This window comes from Bacillus sp. ISL-18 (assembly GCF_018613415.1).
Taxonomy (GTDB): domain Bacteria; phylum Bacillota; class Bacilli; order Bacillales; family Cytobacillaceae; genus Neobacillus.
In genome coordinates this window covers 39,314-57,514 of the sequence record NZ_JAGGQG010000005.1, presented here as the reverse complement: position 1 = coordinate 57,514, position 18,201 = coordinate 39,314, and the positions used below count along the sequence as shown (strand labels likewise).

The following is an 18,201-nucleotide window of genomic DNA, read 5'->3' as shown; positions in this document are numbered from 1 at the left end:
ATACGTTGTACTTGAGCCAGCATACGTGTAAAAAGTATCTAAAAATCAAAAAATTTGAAAAGCTTTTCATCTTCATCTATATAAAGTTACCCTTTCTAAAAGTAAGATCGAGAACTACACAAACTAAAGTTAAGCCAGACCGCCTTAAGGCGGTAGAAAATGCAATAAAATGGTTATTTATATTCAAAACAAAAAACACTTAAAATCATCGGTATAAAAGTATTGCTGGACAGATTTTCGTGTATGGGAATTTCCACTTACTTTTAGATCTATTTCACAGATTAACAGAGATAAACCTGGGCTGGTAATGGAAGTTGGGAATCTTAACTAGTTCCATTACCAATTTTTTTACTTCCAGAACAAAGGCTAAGAAAATCACTCGTAAGGTTCTAGGATGAAGGGTTTTGTCCAATCACATATCCCAAAAGTCACTCATTTTCAAATGAGGATCCACTTTCCGTATTGCTTTCAATAGTTTTTTCATGACGTCCGGGCGTGGAATGTAGTCAGTATCGCTACATGCTTTCGTTACTGTATTTTTACTTACGCTAGCAATCTTGGCTAGATCTTGTTGTTCTAATCCTTTTTGATCCATCCACTTCCCTAATTTACTCCGTGGTTTGCCCATACCCCACATTTTTATTACTCCCTTCTCATTCATCTTATTTCCCCATTCTGGACACTTAATCCCAAAAATATACGATTGATTCTCAAAAAGTTGGGAATAGTAGACAAGCCACGGCTCATACCTTGTACTAAGGACGTCAGGAGACGTCAAAATGGGTATTAATATGGTCACTTATCAACGGAAAATATTTAGCATATGGAAACCGAATGGATTTCGAAGTGGAACCGATGTTCAGTCAATTACATGCATCTCTATATTAAAGTTTTAAAGGAGGCGTCATTTTATGGTATATAGACCTACCGTTCGTTATGATGATGTATTCAAAACCTATGTGGATGCCCTTTTTCATGCTACTCATCTAGATAGAAATCAGATTATAAGGGCAGCTCTGTTTACAGCTGCCCATTCGAAGGAGTTTCACAACTTATTAAAGCAGTATCAAAAAGGTGACGTCCCTCTCCCTTCTCCTCCTTGGTCGCTAGATCAGAACAGTTTATGGCAACAGCAGTCCTCTAAAATAAATACTGGGAGGATGGACGTCACTCGAGAGCAGACAAAAGTAGAAAAAATAATCAAGGATCATGAAAACACTATGAGACTAGTTCCCGAGATCGAAAAAAATCGGAAAATCCGATTCGAACAGGCTAAGAATCCTTCCGCACCAATTAAGGTTACCGGAGGATTGGTTTTTACACTGGATTAGAATGAATAGGAGAGTATGGGTACTGGTTACTCACTTCACAGGGACTTAGGGGATTAATGATGGGCCATTTTAGGGGATCTTGGCAAACGGGTATTTGCATACTTAGCAATCCTAATTAAAAAGAAGACTGATTATAGTTTGATTACCTACAATTACTTATATTGTAAGCAATCCGGCTGTGTTCAATAATATGTATTGTAAAAGTTTTAAGTTGTTCTAAAATTAGAGTTATCGTTTAGGGGTTTCCCACCTGATATCGTTTCTAAAGGGCTGATTTCAGGTGAGAAAGAATACTTTTTTGTATTTTATCTGAATTCCCCTGTTCTTTGATCTGGTTGATGAAGTCCAAATAAAGGATGGTCAACAAGTCCTCAATTGTTACATGCTCGTTGTTCAGATAAGGGGTGAGGTCATGTAAAAAAATCTCTCCCCTTAGTATTTCAGATTCTTTCATTTGAATCGTAATGTAGGCTTTCTTCTCTTTTTCGGACTCCTCCTCGATGACCTCTTCTTCAATGGATTCGAACGTAAAAACTCGTTCTGTCAATGCCTTCAACACTCGTTTTTCTACTTTCTTTTCTCCTAGATATCGTTCTTTTCCTGACAGCAGGAACCCTGCAACCTGCTTATTTATATTCCCTTTTTTGATTTGGGTAAGGAAATCCTTATAAAGCAGATGAATCAGGACAGCTAAATCAAATCCTCGAGGCACATCATCTAATACATCGAACATGTCATCAATAAACACTTCTCCTCTTATATAATCGTAGTAACCGGTGACAATGGTTAGGTACTTTCGATTTCTTCCTAGAATATAGTCAAAAAAGCCTTTTGGGGAAGAGAGGCCTTGTAATTTTTTTTGAAGAAGATTCAATTTACTGTAGGATTTCTTCAAGAGAACCACCCTTTTCAATCCAATGCAAGACGCTTGCCATTATCATGAAGACTACCTTACGTTCTGATAATTGTTTTTGAATGGCCAGTCCATACGGACCACCAATCACTTTGTAACTATTTTCTTGCAGCATGGTATGCATATAGGTTTTGGTATCTTTATAATCCTGGACCCAGTCCACTATATCAATATGATTTAACCCGAAATGTAAGAGGGTAGTATTAAATGCGGTCTGAGTTAAAGGTTGTCCCTCTTTAGTTTGAATAAATCTTTCCATTTGTTTACAGAGGGTGCGCAATTTCATCTGCATGATAGGTGTTACAGGGAACTTGATATTGTGGCATTTATCCGAACGAGGTTGTCGTCTTTTCTTAGGGAAACTTTCTAAATCCTCTTTTTTTGAAATAATTTTTTTTGAATCATTGTTTTGAAACATTGGGTTTAAGCTCTCCACTTTCCTTCTCCCCCTCTTACTTTTTCAATCTAGCTCATGGTCACTTTTCCACTTTTCCATGTTTTATTAGATATATAGTGAGGGAAGGGGGATTATAGAACTCTTTTGTATATTTTTTTAGAATAAGGGAATACTGGATACTACAAAATCCTAGAAAGGAAGGTTGAATATGACAAATAAAAAGAAGGATAAAAGTGTATCAAAGCAGTTAAAAAAAGCAGTCAAAGATGCAAAAAAAGCGGGTGTGAAACTGGTTAAGGTGGAAATTAGATAAAAGAATTCAAAGATGAGCTAAACACAGGGATATCATATTCTAAATTTATTGCCCTAATCTTTATTAATTATAGAGTTGGATTATAAGGTTAGATTCGAAGAGGTTGTTTAATAATTAAATAGATTAGTTTAGAAAACGTTGCCTTTCCTCCCCAGTTTTCCTGATTTATCTTCTTTCCCTTTTTCCACATTTCCGGCTTTATTAGATATACTTTATTAGATATATAAGAAGGAGTTAAACCTTTGGCTCAAAACTGGATGTATCAAGCGTCTATTATCTTGGTGTATGGTTAAAATGACGTCATCATAGTACTTTCCATCATCTTATTAATTTAATGAACAAGAGTTTAGGCCTTTATTGAAAATGTAGAAATACGGAAAAATGTAAGCAGCTATTTTATTATTGTGAATCATTCTGTTGTTTTTTAAAATTAAAAGATCCGAGTACCTTGAATTGGAGATGTAAGCAGGATGTCCTAATCCGACAAACTGACGTCTTTCCATGAAAAGCAATAAAAATTTCTTATACATGATAGATTCACTGGCTCTAACAGTTTTTGGTAAAAACGGATATCTCAAAGATAAACTCAAAAGTCAGTGGATAACAAGAACCAGAAATCATTAGTTATTATTATCACCATGATTTTCACTTGTTGCCCAGGATACTTAGATTTTTATAAAGAAATCCGTTATTCGTAATACATATCTGTAATTCGTTAATTGTCCGAACTATACAAATTGTAAACATAAAAAAAGTCTGTAGAAATTCTGTGCTTAGAAGAAGTGCAAAAGTTAAAGCCAATCAATTAGAGATTGTTATTATTTTTATTGTTAAAAATGTAACTATTTTATATGTTAATATTATTGTTATTATTAATATATGTTTCATTGTCGTTATCGACTATGTTTTATATATTGTTCTTATTTATATAACTTCCTTTAGATTAGTTTGACATCAAATTTCAATAATCCAAACCTCTAATTAAATTAAACGCGGTTAATTATGACGTTTTGCTTTGTTAGTTAAAAAAGAAAAATGCTGCCGCGCCTCTATTTTCTTTAATACAAGTTCCTTAGTTTAATACCATTGGAACAATATTCCAAGTTTTTTCGCGACCTGTATTTCAGCTTAAAGTTTTGACTGTTTGATACTAGTCTAACACTTATGTAGATGTCGTTAAGATGCCAAAGGAATAGTTATTCAATTAAAACTACTTAGTTTATAGAGATAAAAAAACCTATTCATTTTCGCGGAGAGGTCTGGGGTCTGGCTATTTATTTCTAATAAACTGATAGCTCCCCCTGAAAGAGAATTCGCTTGCTGGATACAATGTTCACTTTTGTACAAATATATGTCTTCAAAATCTTTAAGTGATTGCGCAAAGGAATTATGTCTGCCTAATTTTCTCCTAAACGGTAATGTATTGTAATGAAATTAAAAACTCCCCAGCAATGCTGGAGAGTTAACCACTTTACTCTTCTTTTTTGGATGAACAATGATCACAATCCATCAAATAACTTTCTGCTTGCTCTTGCATATGCTGCCCGCATTCAGGGCATTCCTTTTTTGGTAAATTGCGAAAAAATTCAACCGGACTACCTAACATTTAAATCTCCTCCTTTATTAATACAGTTAATATTAATTACCCTTGTTGTAGTACAGTATAAACAAAAAGTAGAAAAATGTACAGACCTTTTTCAATAAAGTCTGACAATTTTTAAAAATAAAACTTCTCAACTTTTATTTTCCGATGATAATTATTTTAGGTTATCCCCTTTTCCCCTTCCACTGATAATTCTCTATCTGGAGAAAATGAGGTAAAACCTTTTTTATTTTCTTGGTATGTTCCTTTCCAGAATATAAATATCAGAGATAATTATCATCACAATTGACAACAACAATATAATTATATTTATTGTCATTAATAACATATCTTTTATTGAATGTGGTAGGTCAATTCAGCAAGCTGAAAATAAATATTTTAATAAAATTAAAGTGTCCATCGTGACTGCTTCATTTAAATTGACAGCTTTTGTTATTCTTAATATTGGAGTAATTGGGTAAGGATGAAGAACAGAATAAGATTGTATTGTTCGAAATTTTAAAGATGAAGATGTATTTAACCTTCAGCTTATTGGCTACATTTATTATTGATAATTTCAAATGTTTTCCGATAAGGATTTTTTTAACATAAAAGATCCTATGGTAAAATGTCAACATCTTATGAACTTATAAGATGTTCTTAACATATAAATCATCTTATAAATTGACATATATATTAATTTTAATTTCAAAGATAGTGGCATTATATGTCTATATGGCACTAAGCATAGTAATCGATTCTTTGTTACGATGAGTAATCCTGGAAAATAAAATTTCCTTTACACAATGAATAGTTGATTGGTGATCCGAATTGGCTCAATACTATTTTCATAGAGGTTGATGACCCACTAGTTTTCGTAATGAAGGTAAGACCAGAGTCAATTGAGTTCTAAGGTGGATAACAGGTTTGTGCAAACTAGTTATTACGGACATCGTAATGAAGCTAACAGTTTCCTAAGTTCAGTGTCTTATTTTTTTTGGATTCATAGTTTATTGCATCAGTGAAATTATAAATGAAAAAACATGAGTTCAAGGAGAAAATAAAATTTATTGATTATTTAGTAGGATTTAGTGGTTGGTGTTGAATCTAATGGATATTAAAGTGGATTCTACACTTGGAATGAATTAGTTAGCATGGAACAGCGTTTCATTTAATTGTTATGTTCGAAGCATCGCTTTTGGGAAAAATAATATATTTTAAAGATGATTTAAACATATATGTTATCATATATGAAATTTGTTAATTAAACATGTGATACAACTGATTAACCTATATAAGCATTTTAATCATTTTCTAAATCATTTGAGAGATGACATAAGTTAATACTTCATACGTTTATAGTAACGATAAGAAGTAAAGTTTTCCTCAAAACTCTCACTCTTCTAACAAATTTTCTATTCCCTTATTAATTAGTTTAAATTCTCCTATTGATACATTTTCCTCCACTTCTACAGATAAGTCTGTATCAAATAGGTAAAATCTTTTAGTTCTCTTCAGAGGTATCTTTCAAAAATGTTTAATCAAGAAATAAATATCATATTCATCATTAACAACAACAATATTGTTATTATTACTGTTAATAATAACATACGTTTTAAAGTTAATATTAATATAAATAATAATAGATGTTTTAACTTTGTTTTTATTATTAAATATATAATTTAATAATAAAAATATATAAATATATATGTTAGATGTGTTGTGTATCAGTTGTGAGATCTTAAATTTATTTCACTGTTTTAGTTAAACTTAATAAAGAAGTGGGAGTAATTAGTTCTAAACTAATTATAGAGTGCTGGAGAACAAAATTTAGGTTGATTTGCTCGGAAATTTGAAAAATGAATATGTAAATCAACTTAGAGATTATTTGCTAAAGTAATATCTATATATGATAATTTCTAATGATTTCGAAACGATTTTTTAACATAAAGATCATGTCATATAAATTCAATGTATCAATGAATGAAAATTGTGAAGAGGAAATTAAAGATAATGTAATCATATATTACAACCTAAAAGATAAAATATATGTTAATTTAAACGTAAAAACGGTGGTGTCATATGTTTAGACCTTTCTAATCATAGTAATAGATTCGTTGTTGCGATTTCTAATGTAGGAAATATTAGTTTGCATGTATACAGATGAAATGGTTGTTGGATGATCCCAATTTGATTTTTATTAATATGAGAGTTGATAAGCTACTAGTTTTAGTAAGGATAGTTAGTACATAGCAAAGGAGTTAATGAAGTTAGTTCAATAGTTGGATAACAGGTTGTTCAAAATGATTAAAATAGAGTTTGTAATAAATATGGTTGGAGAAATTTAGAATCCAGTGGTTGATCTGACATTTTTATATAGATTCAAGTGAAATTTACATATGGAACAAATTGTTTGCGTGAGCAGCGTTCCATTAAAACAAATATTACTTACCGTAGTTCACCCCATTTTCTCTGCTCGGTGCAATTTTATAAACTTATATGTAAGTACCTTTCCATTGAGGCTGATTTAAAAAACTTCCTACTTTTTTCTACGTATTGTTACTTTGCGGAATCTTGATTTTATCATATTTATCATTGATAACAACAATGTTATTATTAATGTTTATAATAACATATGATTTAAAGTTAACAATAAAATTGATAATAAGTAATAGTTCTTCTTTATTTTTATTATTAAAAGATATATCAATTGTCAGAAATAAAAATACATATGTTTTATGAGTCTTGTATCAATCGAGACATCTATATAATTATTTGATTGCTTAATCAATGAAGTAAGAGTCATAAGTTACCAAACTCCTTATTGAGCAATGGGTAAAAAACTAGTGATAAAATTTATGAAAACTTTGAAGAAGAATAAAAACAGTATAAACATATATAACAACATATATGTTTATATTAAATTCAAAGACTATGATGTTATATGTTTAGAACTCTTTAAGCATAGTATCGATTTGTTGTTTCGATTAGTAATAAAGGAATATTAATTTGAATCTGTAAAAAACGAATTGGTAACTGATGATCAGAAATTGTTTTGGTTAATATCGAAGAGGTGGACTTACTAGTTTTACTAAGGAAAGTTAGTATGAGTAAAGGTGTTAATGGAGTTCAATAGGTGGATAAAAGGTTGTGCAAACTGTTTAAATCGGAGCTCGTAATACAAATGAGTAAGTAGGAGATTATCTATAACCCACTCTTGCCCCTCATCAACATCTTGCATAGTGGTGGGTAAACCGTTCGACCTTACAGCCCCAAGCCTTAGAGGCTAATCGAGGGTTTTCATTAATCCACTTCTCTCACAGCCCTGTCCCTAGTTTTTATCCCCCCTGTCAGACAACCGCAAAATAACATTTACAAAATTACCAAATATTAGTGTTATTAATCTATCTCTAAGAAAAGCGAAAAGGGTTCGCAGTCCCACTTGTATTAGAGAATAGGGGACCACGTAGAAATACGGTGAATGTGAAATCCTACCCTTTTCAAAGGGTGAAACAAATAATGAAATCAAGATTAACATCAAGATTTCAAGTGAGGATATAGACTTGTAACAAGTTTAATTAACCTTGCGGTGATCCTGCTTAGCCTGAAATAGGGCTAGGCAGTTTTGCTTTTTATAAAAAAATAATCCATCTAAAATGACGAGTCCAAATTCTACAGGGAGTTTTCCGAATTTTTGGCTATGTATTAGGTGCCGTATATTGTTTGCCATGATTGATATGGTTCAAACATAAAAATGAAAAAAGGGCTACCTCTAAAGGTTAGCCAAAGGTAATACAGCAACAGAAAGCTATTAGGGGCTATGTAGTTGTAGCCAAGTTAGTAAATACCCCGTATTCAAACCAATGAAACCTATAATTTTAAAATAAAAAAACTACCTCCTCTGAGATAGTCCAAGTTATGCTACAGACATGAAAGCTTGGGGGCTAATATGTTAGTAGCTATTAGCTATGTACCTCATGTTTCAGGAGGTTAAACATATTAAAAATAAAAAAATGTGTCTAGCAGCAGGCCGAATAGCCGTTTCAGGTGACTATGAGTAATTAAGGAAAACAGCTATTTGGTTGCAGGGCACTTGGATGAAGTCGTATTTATGGTTACGATCCCACGGGTGAACCACTGTACGGAACATGTCCCGTTTGATTGCAACCATGGTCTATAAATAAACAGAAGTGGCTGATCTATTGGGTAATCTAGCAAAAATTACTAGACTCGCTAGAACCAAAGCATTATAATTCAGATAACTAAATGAACGGAAAAGAAAAAGAACTCCAACGGGTCTAAGTAGTGTCCCCACACTTTTAAACCGTTCCCCCTACTAGCACTAGGGAAAACACCTGTCGAAGTCCTTTGTAACTTACATATATTTACCCTTATTTTAGGGCATTTTAGTGATAGTTTCAAGGAAAAAATGTTGTTTCTTCATAGAACATTTTGAAAGGCACTGTTTCCCTGTATCAATTTTTAGGGATTTCAGTGTCTTTTTGTTTTCCCCTAGAGAGGGAGAATACTATGAGTTTACTTGTAATACCTAATGATCTTTTCAGACAAGCCCAAGCTATTAAACCACTAGAAAGTAATGAAAATGAACGCAGACAAATGAAATACAGCTTTCTTGATAGTGTTAAAAGTAAAGTAAAAAGACGTTGGGACAGGGATTTTAAGTTAACTAGAGTAATAGATGAAATCGTTTTTAAAGCCACTGACAGAGACTACAGCTTTAATGGACGGGAAACCTTAGTAAACTGCAACTGTGGTTTATCGACTGTAGACGAGGTCCTGAGAGTCCTGAGAGAGTCAGGGGAAGTTATCATAGGCTACAGGGAAAATCCTAATAGTAACGGCTATAAAACCCCTGTAGTCTTCCTTAAAAATCACCCTCATTTTAAGTACTGGAATAATATTTTAGGGCTGGATTAATATATTAACCAAGAGGTAGACCAAGAAGTAAAAAATGCTGAAAAGCCTTGTGGCAGTAAGGGGAAAAAGGCAGAAGAAATCCCTACCTATTTCTTACCAGCTTTTTTTAATAATAATCATTTAAATACTAAACGTAAGCCATACATAAAATTTGTTCCTAAGTCTTTACAACATTATCAGACCTTTTTCGTTCTGTTCCTTACTTCCCCGTAGCTGCGTACCATTCTTTTTCACACTCACTACAGTAATGGAAGATAGTTGCCCGTGGGTTAATGAATCTTTCAATAGCTTTAACTGTCCCATATTCCTTACCTAGTACAAGCTGGTAAGCCTCATTTTCCTTCTCATACTTACCTAAGTATAGTTCCATCGGTTTAATATATGGTGTTCCGCTATTACTGGTGTAACTTGTGTAACTTGTGTAACTGGTGTAACCTCTTTAGGTTTTAACTTAACTTCCTTCAACTGTTTGTGCTGTTCTTTAAGTGAACTTACTGTAGTTAGCAATTCATTTATCTGTGATTCTACAAGGGCAATAGATTGGAGTATTTCTTGTTCTGTATTCACTTGTTCCTCTCCCTAAAATAAAAGACGATAGCTTAACAGCTACCGCCTTACTCGTTATCATTTTACCTAAGAAAAATAGGGCTGTAGTTAGCAGCCCCTATAATAAATCTGTTACCTCATATGAAATTTTCCCTGACGGTAAGCCCTTTTCATCAATAATGATATGCTAATAAAGTTTGTTAACTAAACTTTTCATTTCATCCGGAGAGTAAGCTATCACGATAACATGTTCTTGCTGATCAATTCCCTTGATTGTAACATGGTACCTCTGCCTTCTTCTTGCTTGAAGTAATGTCTCCAAAATGGCACCTACCTTAACCAAATTAAGCCACTATTATATACCCAGTTAGCTAGCCCACGAAACAAAAAGTATTAGTTAAATATTGACGGCAATCGCTAAATTTCGTATTGCGGAAAATGTCGTTCGAAAGTTGTTCGATTTCACTATGGCTAAAGGTATAATTTATGCTTGTGAGAGAATTTGTATTATGCTTTAAAGCTTGAAAGGATTGAATCGTTTGTCTAAAGAGGTAGTTTTTTATAAGGATTTCGAATGTAAAGTTTTGTGGAATTATGGTAATGGTTACTACGAGATTCTAATACTTAATGAAAAAATATTATTAGTCCATGAATCAGAGTTAATTCGAAGTGAAACCTTGGAATCGCCGGCCCAGAAATTTTTTCAAGGACTTCATTGATCCAAAAATTGAAATTTCCTTAAGTACCCTTCCCCCTTCTCAGTATCACAGAACCTTAGAATCTCTTTTGACGTTGGTAATTGTCAATGTCAACCGTGTCCCACTGTCACCTAGCCCTGAGAAGGGATGAGTAATAACGCTAACGGTATTACCATCTATTAAACTAAAGTTAATTCGCTTGTAGAGGTCCTCAGCAACACACCTCAGTCCAAGTTTTCAAAACTGGTGTGTATTCCATCAGGCACTAGACCGACGCCTTTGGGACCCCCACCTCCCCCCTGTACCCCTTCCTGAACCAGCGATTAATGGTCCTAACGGTAATACTAAGATTGATTGTCACTGTGTTGACGCTTATTTATCTGTTGAATCTGTTGTCACTTCTAATAGTGAGTTTTTTAAAACAAAGATTTTGTGATATAAATTCAATATTTCAATGAATGAAAAATTAGAAGAGAAATTAAAAATAATATAAACATATATTATAATTTATAAAATAACATATATGTTGAATATAACTTCAAAGAACGTGGCGTCATATAATTTGAACTCTCTAATCATAGTGATTGATTCGTTGATGCAATTAGTAATAAAGGATACATTAGTTTGTATCTGTAGAGTACGAATGGTAGTTGGATGATCTGAGTTTGATTTATGTTGATACAAGGAGGTTGATGATCTACTAGTCTTCGAAAGGAAAGTTAGTACACAGCAAAGGCGTTATTGAAGTTCAATAATTTGATAACAGGTTGTTCAAAATAATAAAACGGAGTTGAAAATAAATATCGTAGGAGAAATTGAGAATCCAGTGGTTAATCTGGCATTTTAATAAAGATTCAAGTGGAATTTACATCTGGAATGAATTGTTTGCCGGGAAGTCCGAAACATAGCACTTGGAGGGAAAACATAATTTAAATAAGTATAATATTTATATGTTAAAATATATGTTAAGTAATATTTTGACACGTGATACATTAAAATACTGAGAAATTTTGGAGATGATTATCGAAATAAAATGGGGCGTTATATTAGTTTGAACTTACTAAGAGCTGTAGAACACTGAATTATTTACGATAATAACAATAATATATAATTCAACATATATATTAAAATACACTTATATATTCTGTCATTCTAGGTTAAATTAGAAGGATTTTTTTAAATCTAGCAAAAAAGCAACTGAATTATTAACATGGAACAGTTAGCTGCTTACATTTACCTTATTTACTTTTATCGGCTTCCTTCTTTTAGTTATTTTGTTATCTGAATGATTGTCAGCTTTTCACTTGAATGGTTACATTGATTAAATAAATAAGTAAGGTATTGGTTTAGCTGAAATCGACTTCATGAAAAAATTTAGATAGTACAGGTTTAAGCTTTAAATACAATTTATTTACCCCTTTTTATATCTTCCTTATCTATATAGTTCCCAATCTATTTAACTTTTAATACATACAAATTAATAAAATATTAATAAATACTACTGTCATGAAATATTTGTATATATTCCAAGACTGGTATTCTGGTATTCGCAAACTAAAAGGTAATCAATGTTTTTGTTAATTTTATAATATATTACTATTGTCATCATCAACATATATGTTATTAATATTATCGATAAACATGTCTCCGTTATATTCAATATATATGTAAATGCATATGATAAATTATTTTTGTGTTGCATAAATTCTTTTTATTCGGGTTTTCTATCATGCATTTCATTTAACTTCATATCATAAGATAACCAATGTTTTACAGTTATTTGTTATATACTGTTTTGTAAATAGGAACAAACATTATATAACGATCTAATGTGAAAAGATAGAAGATAAAGAGCAGCATATTCATAAATTAAATAGATAAACCTATTCAATATTTATATACAATGAATACCTGTTTGATAATTATTAAAATGACAAAATATTTGTTCGCATGGAAGATCTAAAGGAATAACAATAAGAAGAAGAAAAGCACTCACAAGATACAACGATACCTCTTCCATTAGAAATAAAATATAGTGATAAGTATTATAGGTAGCTTGAAAGTGAAGTACAAATATGTAGTAACGGGATAATTTTGATAAGTTTAATAATAATAATGTTATTAATGACATATACAATGACATTATTAATAAGGATAATTAAGACAATGAATTTAAACTATGTATGTGATTTGTTAACATGCAAATGGTTAATGAAAATACAAACGCAACTATTACATAACGTATGGTACTTCAATATTCCTTTTTGGAGAAAGTTTATTTGTGAGGAAGAGATAATATATCATATTATTGATAGAGCTGGATTCATTTAATGGTACCAGCATTATTTTATTTATAGGAGGATAAAGGAAGTAAATAGCATTGATGGTCCTATGCTTTTAGAGTTAAAAAAGCTGGACCTATTATTTTATATGTAGGTATAGCTTGGTTTTCACATCAAAATTAGAGAACTAAAAAGAAAACAATTTACGATTTATTCAAATTTGATCACACATTCTAAAGTATTTTTTATTTTCTTTCCTATAGCTAATTCACGAAGATAGTCATCATGATCATAAATGACAAAACTATTGTTATTGTTATTGTTATTGTTATTGTTGTTGTTATTGTTGTTAATAACATATGTTTAATAATCGTTTTTAAATATAACATATTCTATATAATTAGCATTATTTTTAACCTTATTGTTATCTTTAGATTTTATATTATTGTCATTATTTATATCAACATCGTTTTTAATAACATCTTCATTATTTGTTACATCTTTATTATTAACCTATTTGTTATATTCTAATACGAATAACAACAAGAAGAAGAAAAGCACTCACATGATACTCTGATACCTCCTTCATTAGAAATAAAATATAGAGATAAGTATTATAGGTACCTTGAAAGTGAAATACCAATATGTAGTAACGGGTTAATTTTGATATGAACAATTATAATAATAATGTTATCTATTACATATAAAAAATAATATTAATGTTGTTATAGAAAACGATTTTATACTATATATGTGATTTGTCACACCCATGCAAATGGTTAACGCAAATACAATCGCAACTATTGCATAACGTATGGTACTTCAATGTTCCTCTTTGGAGAAAGTTTATTGATGAGGAAGAGATAATTTTTCTTATTACTGATACAGCTGGATTCTTTTAATGGTACCAGTATTATTATATTTATTGGGGGATAAAGGAGTAAATACCATTGATGGTCCTATGGTTTTAGAGTTGAAAAAGCTGGACCTATTATTTTATAGTTAGGTCTAGCTTGCTTTTCATTTCAAAATTAGAGAATAAAAAAGAAAAAAGTTTACGATCTATTCAAATTGGATCGCACATTCTAAAGTGTTTAATAGTTATTTTCCTTTCCTGTAGCTAATTTACTAAGATATGCATCATCATCAATAATAATAATAATAATGCTGTAGTTGTCATCGTTGTCGTTAATAACATATATGTTAATATTGATTTTATATTTAACATGATATCTATAATTAGCATTATTTATAACCTTATTGTTATTTTTCAATTTGTTTTTTTCGTCATTATATACAAAAACATCTTTTTTAATAACATCTATAGTGTTTGTTCCATCTATTAACATTATTTTAAACCTACTCGTTATTTTCTAATACGAATAACAACAAGAAATGAATATCTCTCACATAATACAATGATACCTCCTACATTAGAAATAAAATAAAGCGATAAGTCCTATAGGTAGCTGGAAAGAAAAAAACTTTATGTAGAAACGGGTTAATTTTGATATATTTAATAAAAATAATGTTATCGATGACATATACAATGATATTATTAGTGATATTATATTTATTGTCGAAATTATTGATAATTAAGAAAATGCTTTTAAACTATGTATTTGCCTTGTTAATATGCATATGGTTAACGCAGATACAATGCAACTATTTCATAACGTATGGTACTACAATGTTCCTTTTTGGAGAAAGTTTATTGTTGAGGAAGAGATAATATTTCTTATTATTGATATAACTGCATTCTTTTAATGGTACCAACATTATTTTATTTATAGGAGGATAATGGAGTGAATGTCATTGATGGTCCTATGTTTTTAGAGTTAAAAAAGCTAGACCTATTATTTTATAGTTAGGTCTAGCTTGCTTTTCATATCAAAAATAAAGAACTAAAAAGTACGAAGTTTACGCTCTATTCAAATTCAAGTTAGATCACACCATCTAAAGTGTTTAATGGTTATTTTCTTTCAATAACTCCGTAATCTTCTAACAATTTTCTTATTCCCATGTTAATTAGTTTGGATTTATCCCCTTTTTCTCCTCTAGAAGCAATTCTATCGACTTCTTGAGCTAAGTCAGGATCCATATAAAATGAGGTAAAAACTTTCTTGTTCTTTTTCTTAGTGGGTTTCTTTCCTGTAGCTAATTCACGAAGATAGTCATCATCTTCATCATCATTAATAAAAATGCTGTTGTTGTTCTCGTCGTTGTTGTTAATAACATATGTGTTAACATCGTTTTTATTTACAACATTGTCTTTAATCTTATTTTTATTTTCTATTTTGTTTTTATCCTCATAATCTACATTAACATCGTTCTTGATAATATCTATAGTGTTAGTTTTATCTTTATTATTAACATTATCTTTAATTTTATTGTTATTTTCTAATATATTTTTATCAACATCATTTACATTCTCTTCGTTTTTAATAACATCAATTGTGTTTGTTTCATTTTCATTATTATCATATGAATTAAAGAATGCTTGAGTCGCATTAGGTTTTTTAATTCTATCTTTGAGGTTGTTTTTGGTTGACACGTATTTTCAGCTCCTTTACAAAAGGGATGTAATATTCTAGGGCATTTTTTAATTCTGCATTACCTTCAAAACCTTCGATAGCTAAACGCCTGGTAGAAGCTTTTCTTTTTATGATTGTATCGAATCTTAAATTAGGGTAATCTTCATCGATAGCTTCTATCATAACCTCGTTTTCTTTGGCTCTAGCATCAATTAAAGAGAATAGTATGCCAGCGGTATGGAGCTGCGGGTTATAGCGCTCTTTTGCTCCTTCAATTATTTCCAGAAATTTTGGGATTGCATAATAAGCGAACATAGAACCATCAAACATTACAACAGCATAGCTACCAGCTTCTGAGTATGTACTTAAAGGCATAACCGTTTGTTCTGATAGTGCCGGAGGAGTATCAATAATGATCCAATCATAATCTTCCATTACTGGTTCTAATGCTTTCTGCAAAGCATCTAATTTAAGCCCTTTTTCAAACATTTTTCTAGGTAAAGTCGCTAGGAAATCATTTGCTGGGATTAAGTCAAGATTTTCTTTGATTTTAATGATATAAGACCTAGCATCGCCTTCTAATATGGCTTCCAAAATGGTTTTCTCTTCAAACACATTGCAAATATCGTATTCTCCAGTTAAGAAACTAGTTAAATTTCCTTGACCGTCCATATCAATGGCCAATACCTTTTCATCATTACTCAATAGAAAAGATGTGATGCCACTGCTTGTTGATTTTGAGCAGCCACCTTTACTTATTCCGAAGGTTATTATTTTCGCTGTCAATATGTACACCTCTATCAATATATTTTTATATATATCAAATCATATAAATTATTTTATCATTATTGTACAAATATACAAGGATTCTATTACCAACATTATATTTTATGTTATTACATTATTTGATAGTATTTTTAAAACATATGTCAATATATATATTAAAATATCATGAAATTTAATTTTTAGCTTCTTGAGCTATCCCTCCAGTTTGCAAGATAACATTGTTGCCCATATACTTCGCCTTGCGGCTCCGCAGAGACCTGGGTTTTTGGTAAACAGTCGCCTGAGCCTATTCACTGCTACAGTCTGACTCCCAAGATATGTCTTTGGCATTCGGAGTTTGACTGAAGTTTTTTGATAAATGATTTAAGTAAACTAAACTGGCAAGAGTTTTGTATTTAAGAAAGGCTTAAAGTTCTTTTATTTAAAATAAAAACATATAGCGGCACGATGAAACACTCCTTGTCAGGGTAATATTTCAATCTGTGTAAATACTTTTTCAAAGGACGTATGCTTTAATAAATGTTATATTATATATTTTCAAATATATGTACAAACATATGTTGATGTATACCATCCTACTAATTTAAATGTTAATTAAATTTAAATATCTAGTAATATAAATTCCAATAAAGAAACGATTTCTTCAAAGTGATTTTATTGAAATTCACGTCATTCACAAGGAATCTATACATATGTCAATAACAATATTAATGCATATATTAATTAAATTGTATACTACATGATCTATTTTGATTTCTGACTATTCAGGTAATATTTTATATAACTGTTGATTCTAACTTTTTATCGATCCTAAATACAACTGTATTAATGACTTAAAGAAAAAAAAGGAAAAACACATATAACTTAACATATAAACTAAAATAACTTTAAATATATATGTTAAGTTATATGTTGATAACACTAAGATACTCTATTTTAATTTCTATCCTTATTACGTTTTTAATAAATAGAGATAAAAATATGTGAAATTTTGAGATATAAAATTAAGTAGCACATTATCGGATTTGAACGGAAGGGGAATGTTCTGGTCCATCTATCTTTAAGGCTAAAACTATTTGTAAATATTTTTACAATATATGTTGAAATGTATGTCATAATATATGTTAATTTATTATTCAATATTATCTTTAACAAAAATTAATTCGTCATGAAACATATATATTTAGAAATTTCAATTTTATCTAATAGATTAACATAAAAGTAATATTCCAAAAACGAGGTCTTAAATGGATAGAGCTGAGTACAAAAAATTAAAATATAAATATGGGTTGATAATAGATTTAACATATATATCAATATATATATTTATATTAAAATTAAAAATATCCTTGTTTTTATTGTTTACTATAAAAGATAATTTGTTAATACATTTTATCTACTTTCTCTTTAGGGGATATCTTAGTAAATAATCATGTTGAACGACCTAATATCCATTAAATACTTACACATCTTTATAATCCATAGAAGGGAAGAGAAAGCGAAGAACTCAAACAAAATATCCGTTAAAGTTCATCGCTTAATACAAAATCGTATTAATTCTATTTAATAGCTTATTGATGATTCCAAGGTAAAGGTTTATAAAAGTCACCTTAAGTTGACAAAAGCTAATAATTTAAAATTGCTTTGAAGGAAAACAATAAAAAGACGGAGGAAGTAAGAAATAAACTGTTAAAAACTATCTCGATTCCATATGACTAAAGTATGTTAAAGCTCATCTGCCACAGTTGGGCTTTTTTACCATTTTCGATTCAAAAGACTCATTTTTAATTAAGTACTAACGGAATCTACCTAAAAAAGGTTATTTTTGGTAAAGTGTTAATAGAACAAATATTCGCAATATATTGCAATATCATATGAGGG

11 protein-coding genes are annotated in these 18,201 nt (G+C 30.5%); 2 read left to right on the top strand and 9 right to left on the bottom strand.

Features of this window, described 5'->3' with window-relative positions:
- Positions 1-412 precede the first annotated feature (412 nt).
- Complete coding sequence (locus tag J7E81_RS08825; RefSeq protein WP_251028547.1) at positions 413-661, bottom strand: helix-turn-helix domain-containing protein; 249 nt, start codon at positions 659-661, stop codon at positions 413-415.
- A 250-nt stretch (positions 662-911) separates the two neighbouring features.
- Between J7E81_RS08825 and J7E81_RS08820 the strand changes: the two genes are divergently transcribed.
- Positions 912-1,331: a hypothetical protein gene (locus J7E81_RS08820; RefSeq protein ID WP_215041788.1), complete on the top strand. Its 420-nt coding sequence runs from the start codon at positions 912-914 to the stop codon at positions 1,329-1,331.
- A 262-nt stretch (positions 1,332-1,593) separates the two neighbouring features.
- On the opposite strand, the gene J7E81_RS08815 is transcribed toward J7E81_RS08820, so the two are convergent.
- From J7E81_RS08815 to yhfH, 3 genes are all read right to left on the bottom strand, one after another.
- Positions 1,594-2,226, bottom strand: a complete 633-nt coding sequence (locus tag J7E81_RS08815; protein ID WP_215041787.1) for a hypothetical protein — start codon at positions 2,224-2,226, stop codon at positions 1,594-1,596.
- Complete coding sequence (locus tag J7E81_RS08810) at positions 2,207-2,680, bottom strand: hypothetical protein (RefSeq protein ID WP_215041786.1); 474 nt, start codon at positions 2,678-2,680, stop codon at positions 2,207-2,209. Before J7E81_RS08810 ends, J7E81_RS08815 begins: the two co-directional genes overlap by 20 nt.
- Positions 2,681-4,425: 1,745 nt before the next feature.
- Positions 4,426-4,560, bottom strand: coding sequence for a protein YhfH (yhfH, locus tag J7E81_RS08805; protein ID WP_215041785.1), 135 nt, complete (start codon positions 4,558-4,560; stop codon positions 4,426-4,428).
- 4,506 nt (positions 4,561-9,066) lie between these two features.
- On the opposite strand from yhfH, the gene J7E81_RS08800 reads away from it, so the two are divergent.
- Complete coding sequence (locus J7E81_RS08800) at positions 9,067-9,474, top strand: hypothetical protein (RefSeq protein ID WP_215041784.1); 408 nt, start codon at positions 9,067-9,069, stop codon at positions 9,472-9,474.
- Between the two features lie 354 nt (positions 9,475-9,828).
- On the opposite strand, the gene J7E81_RS08795 is transcribed toward J7E81_RS08800, so the two are convergent.
- The 5 genes from J7E81_RS08795 to J7E81_RS08780 form a co-directional block, all read right to left on the bottom strand.
- Positions 9,829-10,041, bottom strand: coding sequence for a hypothetical protein (locus tag J7E81_RS08795; protein WP_215041783.1), 213 nt, complete (start codon positions 10,039-10,041; stop codon positions 9,829-9,831).
- A 166-nt stretch (positions 10,042-10,207) separates the two neighbouring features.
- Positions 10,208-10,342 carry a hypothetical protein gene (locus J7E81_RS30875; protein ID WP_285292001.1) on the bottom strand — a complete coding sequence of 45 codons (135 nt, stop codon included), beginning with the start codon at positions 10,340-10,342 and terminating at the stop codon, positions 10,208-10,210.
- 3,752 nt (positions 10,343-14,094) lie between these two features.
- Positions 14,095-14,349: a hypothetical protein gene (locus J7E81_RS08790; RefSeq protein ID WP_215041782.1), complete on the bottom strand. Its 255-nt coding sequence runs from the start codon at positions 14,347-14,349 to the stop codon at positions 14,095-14,097.
- Positions 14,350-14,972: 623 nt separating this feature from the next.
- Positions 14,973-15,554: a ribbon-helix-helix domain-containing protein gene (locus J7E81_RS08785; RefSeq protein WP_215041781.1), complete on the bottom strand. Its 582-nt coding sequence runs from the start codon at positions 15,552-15,554 to the stop codon at positions 14,973-14,975.
- Complete coding sequence (locus J7E81_RS08780; protein ID WP_215041780.1) at positions 15,526-16,320, bottom strand: ParA family protein; 795 nt, start codon at positions 16,318-16,320, stop codon at positions 15,526-15,528. The genes J7E81_RS08785 and J7E81_RS08780 overlap by 29 nt, the downstream gene beginning before the upstream one ends.
- Between the last annotated feature and the right edge of the window lie 1,881 nt (positions 16,321-18,201).